General features: G+C 70.7%; 11 protein-coding genes. 2 read left to right on the forward strand and 9 right to left on the reverse strand.

The annotated features are described in order from the left end of the window. Position 1 precedes the first annotated feature (1 nt). From carA to pyrR, 5 genes are read right to left on the reverse strand one after another with little or no spacing between them, the layout of a single operon-like run. Positions 2-1,114 carry a glutamine-hydrolyzing carbamoyl-phosphate synthase small subunit gene (gene carA / locus AB0G50_RS31020; protein ID WP_360115743.1) on the reverse strand — a complete coding sequence of 371 codons (1,113 nt, stop codon included), beginning with the start codon at positions 1,112-1,114 and terminating at the stop codon, positions 2-4. Continuing rightward, positions 1,111-1,602, reverse strand: a complete 492-nt coding sequence (locus AB0G50_RS31025) for a transporter (RefSeq protein WP_360115746.1) — start codon at positions 1,600-1,602, stop codon at positions 1,111-1,113. Before AB0G50_RS31025 ends, carA begins: the two co-directional genes overlap by 4 nt. After that, entirely contained in the window at positions 1,599-2,882 is a 1,284-nt protein-coding gene (locus tag AB0G50_RS31030) for a dihydroorotase (RefSeq protein ID WP_360115749.1), read from the reverse strand. Before AB0G50_RS31030 ends, AB0G50_RS31025 begins: the two co-directional genes overlap by 4 nt. Next, complete coding sequence (locus AB0G50_RS31035; RefSeq protein WP_360115752.1) at positions 2,879-3,811, reverse strand: aspartate carbamoyltransferase catalytic subunit; 933 nt, start codon at positions 3,809-3,811, stop codon at positions 2,879-2,881. The genes AB0G50_RS31030 and AB0G50_RS31035 overlap by 4 nt, the downstream gene beginning before the upstream one ends. Further along, complete coding sequence (pyrR, locus tag AB0G50_RS31040; protein WP_360115755.1) at positions 3,808-4,380, reverse strand: bifunctional pyr operon transcriptional regulator/uracil phosphoribosyltransferase PyrR; 573 nt, start codon at positions 4,378-4,380, stop codon at positions 3,808-3,810. The genes AB0G50_RS31035 and pyrR overlap by 4 nt, the downstream gene beginning before the upstream one ends. Positions 4,381-4,638: 258 nt before the next feature. Between pyrR and AB0G50_RS31045 the strand changes: the two genes are divergently transcribed. Beyond that, on the forward strand, positions 4,639-5,127 hold the full coding sequence (locus tag AB0G50_RS31045; RefSeq protein ID WP_015103676.1) for a transcriptional regulator: 489 nt from the start codon (positions 4,639-4,641) through the stop codon (positions 5,125-5,127). 178 nt (positions 5,128-5,305) lie between these two features. On the opposite strand, the gene nusB is transcribed toward AB0G50_RS31045, so the two are convergent. From nusB to AB0G50_RS31065, 4 genes are all read right to left on the reverse strand, one after another. Then, the gene (gene nusB, locus AB0G50_RS31050; protein ID WP_360115759.1) at positions 5,306-5,725 is read right to left on the reverse strand and encodes a transcription antitermination factor NusB; all 420 of its coding nucleotides are present in this window, start codon (positions 5,723-5,725) and stop codon (positions 5,306-5,308) included. Between the two features lies 1 nt (position 5,726). Continuing rightward, positions 5,727-6,290 (reverse strand): elongation factor P, encoded by a 564-nt coding sequence (gene efp, locus AB0G50_RS31055; protein WP_360115762.1) that lies wholly within the window; start codon positions 6,288-6,290, stop codon positions 5,727-5,729. Positions 6,291-6,344: 54 nt separating this feature from the next. Continuing rightward, the gene (locus AB0G50_RS31060) at positions 6,345-7,430 is read right to left on the reverse strand and encodes a Xaa-Pro peptidase family protein (RefSeq protein WP_360115765.1); all 1,086 of its coding nucleotides are present in this window, start codon (positions 7,428-7,430) and stop codon (positions 6,345-6,347) included. 352 nt (positions 7,431-7,782) lie between these two features. Continuing rightward, positions 7,783-8,151, reverse strand: coding sequence for a VOC family protein (locus AB0G50_RS31065; RefSeq protein ID WP_360115768.1), 369 nt, complete (start codon positions 8,149-8,151; stop codon positions 7,783-7,785). Positions 8,152-8,211: 60 nt separating this feature from the next. Here AB0G50_RS31065 and AB0G50_RS31070 point away from each other — a divergent pair, with 60 nt between their 5' ends. After that, on the forward strand, positions 8,212-8,652 hold the full coding sequence (locus AB0G50_RS31070; RefSeq protein ID WP_360115771.1) for a MarR family transcriptional regulator: 441 nt from the start codon (positions 8,212-8,214) through the stop codon (positions 8,650-8,652). The last annotated feature ends 282 nt before the right edge of the window (positions 8,653-8,934 follow it).

The following is an 8,934-nucleotide window of genomic DNA, read 5'->3' on the forward strand; positions in this document are numbered from 1 at the left end:
GTCAGCGACCCTCGCTCATCAGGTTGACGAACTCGTCGAACAGCGGGGCGGCGTCGTGCGGACCGGCCGCCGCCTCGGGGTGGTACTGCACGCTGAACGCGGGCACGTCCAGGGCGCGCACGCCCTCCACGGTGCCGTCGTTCGGGCAGTAGTGGCTCAGCAGCACGCGGCCGAAGTCCGAGGTGAACTGCTCACCCGGCTCGCCCTCGAGCGCGAACCCGTGGTTCTGCGACGTGATCGCGACCTTGCCGGTCGACACGTCGATCACCGGGATGTTGATGCCGCGGTGGCCGTAGCGCATCTTGTACGTGTCGCGGCCCAGCGCCCGGCCCAGGATCTGGTTGCCGAAGCAGATGCCGAACAGCGGCACGCGGCGGTCCAGCACGCCGCGGGTCAACTCGACCGCGTGCGCCTGGGTCGCCGGGTCGCCCGGCCCGTTGGACAGGAACACGCCGTCGGGCTTGATCGACGCGAGGTCGTCCACCGTGGACGACAGGGGCAGCACGTGCACCTCGATGCCGCGCGCGGCCATCATCCGCGGCGTGTTGGACTTGATGCCCAGGTCCAGCGCGGCGACCCGGAACCGGCGCTCGCCGACGGCCTCGACCACGTAGGGCTCCGCCGTGGTGACGTCGCCCGCGAGGTCCGAGCCCGCCATCTCCGGGCTCGTGCGCACCCGCGCCAGCATCTCCGCGTGCTCGCCGAGGTCGTCGCCGGAGAACACGCCCGCGCGCATCGCGCCGCGCTCGCGCAGGTGCCTCGTCAGCATCCGGGTGTCGATGCCCGCGATGCCGACGATCCCCTGGCGCACCAACTCGTCGTCCAGCCCGCGCGTGGCGCGCCAGTTGGACGGGGTCCGCGCGGGGTCGCGGACCACGTAGCCCGCCACCCAGATCCGGCTCGACTCGTCGTCCTCGTCGTTCCAGCCCGTGTTGCCGATCTGCGGTGCCGTCTGCACCACGATCTGGCGGTGGTAGGAGGGGTCGGTGAGGGTTTCCTGGTAGCCGGTCATGCCGGTGGAGAACACGACCTCGCCCAGGCTCGCGCCGACCGCGCCGTAGGCCTCGCCCCGGAACACGCGACCGTCCTCCAGCACCAGTGCCGCGTTCGTCATGCCCTGCCTCCCGCGTTCAGCGCGTCCACCCACTGCTCGTACACGTCCTTGTCGTCACCCCGGAACCCGGTGTCGAACACCTGATCCCCGAGCCTCCAGCGCACGACCAAGAGGCCGTCCGCGGTCATCACCTTGCCCGCGAGACCCCGCGCCGTGCGCGCGCTTTCCACGCCCTCTACGGGAATCCACAGCGCGCTCGCACCGGTGCGCTCGACCAGCACACCGCGGTCGGTCAGCCGCAGGACGGCCTCCGCGCGGTGGCCGACGTCGCCGACCGCGACCCTGTCCTGCCAGTTGTCGCCGATCGTCGTGCCGATGTAGACACCCGTCGTCTCCAGGGCCGTCGCGCCGGTGTCGGCGGGCGCCTGCGGGAACGCCGGCAGGACTTCGGCCTGCCTTCGGGCCTTCCGCCGCCAGCCGTGCCACATCCCGTAGACGCAGAGCAGGAAGAACGCCAGCACGGCGAGGCTCAACAGCACGCGGCTCATCCCGGGATCCTTCCGCTCGCGGCCGTGACGCGCCCGCGCAGCAGCGTGGCGACGACCCTGGCCGGCAACTCCATGCCCTCGAACGGCGTGTTGGCCGCGACGCTCGCGAAGTCCGCGCCGCGCACCGTCCACTCCGCGTCCGGGTCGACCAGCACGAGGGTGGCGGGCTCGCCGACCTCGATCGGCCGGCCCTGGTCGGTCAAGCCCGCGATCGCCGCCGGCCGCTCGCTCATCACCCGGGCGACGCCGCGCCAGTCCAGCAGGCCGGTGCGCACCATGGTGGCCACCACGACCGACAGCGCGGTCTGCAACCCGAGCATGCCCGGCCGGGCCGCGGACCACTCGCAGTCCTTGTCCTGCACGGCGTGCGGCGCGTGGTCGGTGGCGACGCAGTCGATCGTGCCGTCGGCCAGCGCCCGGCGCAGCCGCTCCACGTCCGCGGCGGTGCGCAGCGGCGGGTTGACCTTGTTGACCGGGTCGTAGGTCTCCAGCCGGTCGTCGGTCAGCAGCAGGTGGTGCGGGGTGACCTCGGCCGAGACCTCGGTGCCGCGGGCCTTGGCCCACGCCAGCACGTCGGCGGTGCCGGCGGTCGACACGTGGCACACGTGCAGGCGCGCGCCCGCGTGCCGCGCGAGCAGGCAGTCGCGGGCCACGATGGACTCCTCGGCGGCGGCGGGCCAGCCCTGGAGGCCGAGCCGGGACGCCTGCTCGCCCTCGTGGGCCTGCGCGCCGACGGTCAGCCGCGGCTCCTCGGCGTGCTGCGCGATCACCACGTCCAGCGCCTTGGAGTACTCCAGGGCGCGCCGCATGATCAGCGGGTCGTGCACGCAGTGGCCGTCGTCGGAGAACACCCGGACGCCGGCCTTGGCCATCGTGCCCAGCTCGGCGAGCTTCACGCCGGCCAGCCCGACGGTGACCGCGCCGACCGGGTGCACGTCCACCAGGCCGACCTCGCGGCCGCGGCGGGCGACGTGCTCGACCACGACCGCGTTGTCCGCGACCGGGTCGGTGTTGGCCATCGCGAAGACCGCCGTGTAGCCGCCCAGCGCGGCGGCGGCCGAGCCGGAGGCGATGGTCTCGGTGTCCTCGCGGCCGGGTTCGCGCAGGTGGGTGTGCAGGTCCACGAAGCCGGGCAGCAGGACCGCGCCCGCGCCGTCGACCTCGTCCGCGTCGGTGTCGGTGACCTCGCCGATCGCCGCGATCACGCCGTCGCGGATCAGCACGTCGACCGGGTCGCCTTCGCCGTACGGTCGGACTCCCTTGAGGATCAAGGGCTTCACGCGGTTTCCTCCTCGTGGGCGAGCAAGTGGTAGAGCACGGCCATCCGCACGTGGACGCCGTTGCGCACCTGGTCGGTGATGGCGGCGCGCGGCGAGTCGGCCACCGCGCTCGCGATCTCCATGCCGCGCAGCATCGGACCGGGGTGCAGCACCACGGCGTGCTCGGGCAGCAGGGCGAGCCGGCGCTCGTTCAGGCCGTAGGCGATCGAGTACTCCCGGGCCGACGGGAAGAACCCGCCGTGCATCCGCTCCGCCTGCACCCTCAGCAGCATCACGGCGTCGGTGCTGGGCAACTCGGCGTCGAGTTCGTGCGACACCTCGACCGGCCAGTTCGCCACGCCGGTGGGCAGCAGCGTGGGCGGCGCGACCAGGGTGACCTGCGCGCCCAGGGCGGTCAGCAGGTGCACGTTGGACCGGGCCACGCGGCTGTGCAGCACGTCGCCGACGATCGCGATCCGGCGGTCCTTCAGGCTGCCGAGCCGCTCCCGCAGGGTCGCCGCGTCGAGCAGCGCCTGGGTGGGGTGCTCGTGCATGCCGTCGCCCGCGTTGACCACGGACGTGCCGGCCTCCTTGAGCCAGCCCGCGAGCCGGTGGGCGGCGCCGCTGGCCGGGTGCCGGACGATCACGCAGTCCGCGCCGGCGGCGGCCAGGGTCAGCGCGGTGTCCCGGAGCGACTCGCCCTTGCTCACGCTGGAGCCGGACGACGAGACGTTCACCACGTCCGCGCTCATCCACTTGCCCGCGATCTCGAAGCTGACCCGGGTCCGGGTGGAGTTCTCGTAGAACATCGTGATGACCGTGCGACCGCGCAACGTCGGCAGCTTGCGCACCTCGCGGCCCTCGAGCGAGCGCTTGAGGTTGGCCGCGGTGTCCAGGATCGCGGTGGCCTCGGCCGGGTCGATGCCCTCGGTGGTGAGCAGGTGCTTCACCGCAGGACCACCCCGTCGCGGCCGTCGAACTCGTCCAGCAGCACGTGGACCCCTTCGGAGCGGGCGGTCGGGACGTTCTTGCCCACGTAGTCCGCGCGGATCGGCAGTTCGCGGTGGCCCCGGTCCACCAGCACGGCCAACTGCACCGCGCGGGGGCGGCCGTGGTCGCGCAGGGCGTCGAGGGCGGCGCGGATGGTGCGGCCGGAGAACAGGACGTCGTCCACGAGGACCACCAGCCGGTCGTCGATCCCGCCGTCCGGCAGCTTGGTCGCCTCCAACGGACGAGTCGGGCCGCGCCGGAGGTCGTCCCGGTAGAGGGTCACGTCCAGGGCCCCTATGGGTACCGCCACACCGCTGAATTCGGAGATCTTCGCCGCGAGCCTGCGCGCGAGCGGCGCTCCGCGGCTGGGAATCCCCATCAGGACTACTTCGGGTGCGCTCGGTGCATCAAGAGCGGTCTTCTCGATGATCTGATGGGCCATTCGGGCGACGGTGCGCGCGACGTCGCCGGCCGAGAGGAGCTCGCGCTCTCCCGCCGGGTCCGTCGCGCCACGTTGACGTGGCGCCACGGTTGGACCTCCTTCCCCGCCTCGCTGGACGGGTCCTTAAAGGACGTCGGACACCCGGTTGCGACCGGGCTGACCAGCACGGTATCAGGCTTTCGACGTCAATCTTCCGGGTGGTAGGCGTGGTCTCGCCCACCTGGGCCGGCGAGATCAGCTTGACCTGGTGACCACGGAGAGCAATCATTACTCTGCGTATTGATCTAAGCCTCCCCGCGCCAGTCCCCTACCGGCTGACGGGGCGAATGAACGGAGAACCGCCACATGGGCGACTACGCCAAGGCGCTGGGGGCAAAGCTCCGCGCGATCCGCCAGCAGCAGGGCCTCTCTTTGCACGGTGTCGAGCAGAAGTCCGGCGGCCGCTGGAAGGCCGTGGTCGTCGGCTCGTACGAGCGCGGCGACCGTGCCGTGACCGTGCAGAAGCTCGCCGAGCTCGCCGACTTCTACGGCGTGCCGGTGGCCGAGCTGCTGCCCGAGGGCCGCGTCCCGTCCGGCGCCGAACCCGCGACGAAGATCGTCATCAACCTCGAACGGCTGCAACAGCTGCCCGCCGAGAAGGTCGGCCCGCTGGCCCGCTACGCCGCCACCATCCAGAGCCAGCGCGGTGACTACAACGGCAAGGTCCTCTCCATCCGCACCGAGGACCTGCGCTCCCTGGCGATCATCTACGACATGACGCCGGGCGAGCTGACCGAGCAGCTGATCGACTGGGGCGTCCTCCCGCCGGAGGCGCGCCCGGCCAAGGAGGACTGACCCGCGAGTCCCCCACCCGGACACCACGAGTCCTCCGGTCCGACACCGCGGACCGACCGTCGCGGCGCACGCCGGACGGCCGGTCCGCGGTGTCGGCGACCCGGGTCGACCCGCGGGCACGGGTGAGGCCGCCCGACCCCGGTGGGGTGGGCGGCCTCGGGTACGGCTTCTCCTCGGGCTAGAGGACGGCCCGGAGCTGGTCGGCGATCACCGCGATGCGGCCGAGCACGCCGTTGACGAAGCGCGGCGAGTCGTCCGTGGAGAGGCCCTTGGCCAGCTCGACGGCTTCATCGATGGCGACCGCGTCCGGCACGTCGGTGGCCCACAGCAGCTCGTACAGGCCGACCCGCAGCACGGCCCGGTCGACCGCCGGCATCCGCTGGAGGGTCCAGCCCTCGGCGTGCTCGGAGATCAGGTCGTCGATCCGCGCGCGGTGCGCCGTCACGCCCTCGACCAGGCTGACGGTGTAGTCGTTGACCGGCGGCACGTCCGTCGAGCCGACCCGCTCGGCGAGCAGGGTCACCGCGTCCATGCCCCGCAGGTCCGCTTCGTACAGGACGTCGACGGCGCGTTTCCGGGCCTTGCTGCGCGCGCCCATCTCAGCCGTTCACGCGGCCGAGGTAACGCCCGTCACGGGTGTCGACCTTGATCTTCTCGCCGGTCGTGACGAACAGCGGCACCTGGATCTCGGCGTCGGTCTCGAGCGTGGCGGGCTTGGTGCCGCCGGTGGACCGGTCGCCCTGGAGGCCCGGGTCGGTGTGCTTGATGACCAGCTCGACCGACGTCGGCAGCTCCACGTAGAGCGGCACGTTCTCGTGCGTGGCGACCAGGGCCTCCTGGTTCTCCAGCATGTAGTTCGCGGCGTCGCCCACGGTCTCGGCCGGCACCGGGATCTGGTCGTAGGTGTCGCCGTCCATGAAGATGAAGTCGGCGCCGTCCCGGTACAGGAAAGTCATGTTGCGCTTGTCCACGGTGGCGGTCTCCACCTTGGTGCCCGCGTTGAAGGTCCGGTCGACGACCTTGCCGGACAGGACGTGCTTCAACGTGGTGCGCACGAAAGCGCCACCCTTGCCCGGCTTGACGTGCTGGAACGCGGTGACGGTCCACAGCTGGCCGTCGATGTTCAGCACCAGGCCGTTCTTGAGGTCGTTGGTGGTGGCCACGGGGTGGGCTCTCCTGTTACGTGTGGAAGGGACGCGTGCGCCGGTCGGCCGACGTCAGACGACCACGAGCTCTTTCGTGGTCAGGGTGAGGAGCTCCGGGGCGCCTTGACGCACCACAAGCGTGTCCTCGATGCGAACACCACCCTTACCGGCCAGGTACACACCGGGTTCGACGGTGACCGCCATACCGGGCAAGAGTGTACCGGCACCCGCCTTGGACAGCGCCGGAGCCTCGTGGATCTCCAACCCGACGCCGTGCCCGAGCCCGTGCGGGAACTGCGCCCCGTACCCGGCCTCCTCGATCACCTCGCGCGAGGCCCGGTCGACCTCCGCGATCGGCGTGCCCGGCGCCAACACCGCCCGCCCGGCCGCCTGCGCCGCCGCGACCAGTTCGTACAGGTCCCGCTGCCAGTCCGCGGCCTGCCCGACGACGAGCGTGCGCGTCATGTCCGAGTGGTACCCGTCGACCAGCGCGCCGAAGTCCAACTTCACGAAGTCGCCCGCCCGCACGACGGCGTCCGTCGGCCGGTGGTGCGGCACCGCGGAGTGCGCCCCCGCCGCCACGATGGAGTCGAACGAGGGCCCGGCCGCACCGTGGTCGAGCATCCGGTTCTCCAACTCGCGCGCGATCTCCTTCTCGGTCCGCCCGACCCGGAGCCCGCCGTGCTCGATCAACCCGGCCAACGCCCGATCAGCCGCCGCGCACGCCATCCGCAACGCCTCGACCTCGGCGTCGTCCTTGACCACCCGCAACCCCTCGACCACCCCGGGAGCCCGCACCAACTCCCCACCCCCGACGGCCTCCACGAGCAGGTCCAGCCCGTCCACGGTCACGTGCCCACTCTCGAACCCGACCCGCCCGGCCCCGTCCTTGACCGCCCACCGCGCCAACACGACGTCACACGGCCGATCAATGACCCGCTCGAGGTCGGGCACCTGCTGCGCGGACTGCTCCGTGTACCGCCCGTCGGTGCAGAAGACGGACCGATCATCGGACTCGGCGGCCACGAGCACGGCCCCGTTGGACCCGGTGAACCCGGTCAGGTAGCGGACGTTGAGCAGATTCGTCACCAACAGCGCGTCCAACCCCGTCTCCCGGAGCGTGGCACGCAGCGCGGCGCGTCGAGTGGCGTGCGGCATACGGAAAGCCTAGAGCCCACCCCACCACCCCCGCTCCCCACAGACCACCCACCACCCCCCTGACTGTTCACACCCACCCCCAAGCGCCCAGGGCGCGCAAGCCCAATGCAGCGGCCTCGTGTTCTCCCCGTATGGCCTGGGCGAAGCCCAACCTCATTTGGCACGGGGGCGCCGAGAACTCAGGACCGCCGCCCACACTCCAAAGCCGGCGCCCCCGTGCCAAATGTGGTTGCCTCTGGCAGGCCATACGGGGAGAACACGACGCCCTTCCTCCCCGGAGGCGCTGCCCGTCCGGCGAGGACGCTTTTATCTTTTGTCTTTTCTTTTGTCTTTTGTCTTTTGTCTTTGTCGCTTAACTCTTGTCGTGCAACGTGACCCAGTACCCATCGGGATCGACAAACGTGAACGTCCGCCCGAACGGCCCGTCAACGGGCCCGGACACAATAACCCGCCCGTCCGCAACCAACGCGTCGTGAATCGCCTGAACCCCCGTGGCGTGAAACCAGAGAGCCACCCCGACCCCGGGCTGGGCAACCCCCGACAGGTCGGTGCCCGGAACCACCTCGCGCAGCGCGAACGCGATCGGCCTGGTGTCGAAGACGACGGCGTGCGGTGGCCCGGCGGGCGAGCGGACCAGTCCGAGGTACTGCTCGTAGAACGCCCGCGAGGCGTCGAGGTCGCGAGCCTGGAGCGAGATGAAGTCGGGTCCGGTGACGGGCATGGCACTCCTCCTGATCATGTCAGTCTTCTGACACGCACCAAGGTATGTCAGAATGCTGACATGAGTCAAGACGGGGTCGACCTGGAGACGTCGCTCGGCTACCTGCTGAAGGAGGCCTCGAGCGCCCTGCGCACGGCCATGGAGGAGGTGCTCCGGCCGCTCGGGATGAGCGTGACGCACTACTCCTGCCTCGAGCTGCTGGCCCAGAGACCCGGGCTGTCGAACTCCGAGCTCGCGCGGGGGGCGTTCGTCACCCGGCAGACGATGAACGTGCTGCTTCAGGGGTTGGAGCGGGAGGGGCACGTGACCCGGGGGGAGGCGACCGTGGGGAAGGTGCTTCCCGTTCGGCTCACGGCTCGGGGGCGGCGGGTGCTGGGGAAGGCCAGTGCGGCTGTTCGGGGGGTTGAGGTTCGGATGACTGGGGGGTTGTCGGTGGAGGAAAGTGCGGAGGCCCGGCGGATTCTGCGGGGGATGATTGGGGCTTTGCGCAGTGGAGCGTGAAGCTAAAGAAAAAGCTAGAGACAAAAGCTAAAAGACAAAAGCTAAAAGCGTAAAAGCGTCCTCGCCGGACGGGCGGAGCCTCCGGGGAGGGGACTTGGGCGGTGCTGGATTGACGTCTTCGTCGCGCGTTGGGGTGTTGGTCGGGTTGGGTGGCTGTGTTTCCCTCCCGTATGGCCCGCCAGAGGCAACCACATTTGGCACGGGGGCGCCGGCTTGGGAAATTTGTGTTGCGTCCTGAGAGCGGGTCCGGTGACGCTCCGGAGTGGACCTGCTTGGTGTCGA

The organism is Actinosynnema sp. NPDC020468, assembly GCF_040642015.1.
Lineage (GTDB): Bacteria > Actinomycetota > Actinomycetes > Mycobacteriales > Pseudonocardiaceae > Actinosynnema.